This is a genomic window from Sphingomonas sp. LH128 (assembly GCF_000293195.2).
In the GTDB taxonomy this organism is placed as follows: Bacteria; Pseudomonadota; Alphaproteobacteria; order Sphingomonadales; family Sphingomonadaceae; genus Novosphingobium; species Novosphingobium resinovorum_A.
In genome coordinates this window covers 1-852 of record NZ_ALVC01000498.1, presented here as the reverse complement: position 1 = coordinate 852, position 852 = coordinate 1, and the positions used below count along the sequence as shown (strand labels likewise).

At 63.1% G+C, this 852-nt stretch carries 3 protein-coding genes; 2 read left to right on the top strand and 1 reads right to left on the bottom strand.

Annotated features, from left to right (window positions below):
* On the top strand, positions 1-276 hold a 276-nt coding region (locus tag LH128_RS29220; protein WP_008833310.1), incomplete at its 5' end, for an alpha/beta fold hydrolase.
* A 133-nt stretch (positions 277-409) separates the two neighbouring features.
* The gene (locus LH128_RS32650) at positions 410-631 is read left to right on the top strand and encodes a response regulator (RefSeq protein ID WP_236727454.1); all 222 of its coding nucleotides are present in this window, start codon (positions 410-412) and stop codon (positions 629-631) included.
* Here the strand turns inward: LH128_RS32650 and LH128_RS29215 are convergent.
* A partial coding sequence (locus tag LH128_RS29215) for a PfkB family carbohydrate kinase (protein WP_008833309.1) occupies positions 575-852 on the bottom strand: 278 nt, incomplete at its 5' end. The two genes, LH128_RS32650 and LH128_RS29215, sit on opposite strands and share 57 nt — an antisense overlap.

Here is an 852-nt window from a genome sequence, read left to right as displayed (position 1 = left end):
CGCCAGGGCATGATGGGCAGCGCCAAGGCCCATTACGACGGCATCAAGGCCTTCTCCGAAACCGACCAGACCGAAGACCTGAAGGCGATCACCGTCCCCACTCTCGTGCTGCACGGCGATGACGACCAGGTCGTGCCGTACAAGAACGCCGGCGTACTGCAGGCCGAGATCCTGCCGAACGCGACGCTGAAAATCTACGAGGGCTACTCCCACGGCATGCTCACGGTGAACGCCGAGACCATCAACCCCGATCTGCTCGCCTTCGTGCAGGGCTGAATCACTCTCCCGTGGGAAAATCTGGTTCAGATGGTCCCACGGGATGTAAAGCACGCGATGATATCGAGGATTGCGCCTCACTGCGCATCGCTAAACGAACGAAGGCGGTTGAGGCAACGGCCGCTAACGAGAGATGCCAAAGGCGAGCGGTGCCGAGGCCATTGCCACCATTCTTGCCGATGACCCTGCGGCAAGGATCATTGTGCTGTCGACCTACGCCGGCGACGCGTCAGCGACGCGCGCCCTCAAGATGGGAGCAGCCGGATACTTGCTCAAGAGCAATGCCCGAAAGGTCCCATCAACGCCGCACATCGCCTCCGCTTACAGAGAACGCATCAAGCTCTTGAAGTCCTAAAAGACACATGTCGCCGGGCACGGTATGCTTGAGCACGGTGTAGGCCAGCCCCGCCTGCGCGGTGGCGACGAGGTCCGCGCCCTGCAGCCACTTGTGCAGCACGCCCGCCGCAAAGGCGTCGCCGGTGCCGATGCGGTCGACGATGCCGGTGACATCGACCTCGCTGGTCTGGTGCGCCGCGTCCCGCGCATCGAGACGCGCGGCGATACGGTGATGGCCGG

Coding starts and splice junctions, on each gene's coding strand:
- LH128_RS32650 (WP_236727454.1), top strand. CDS start 410: ATGCCAAAGGCGAGCGGTGCCGAGGCCATTGCCACCATTCTTGCCGAT.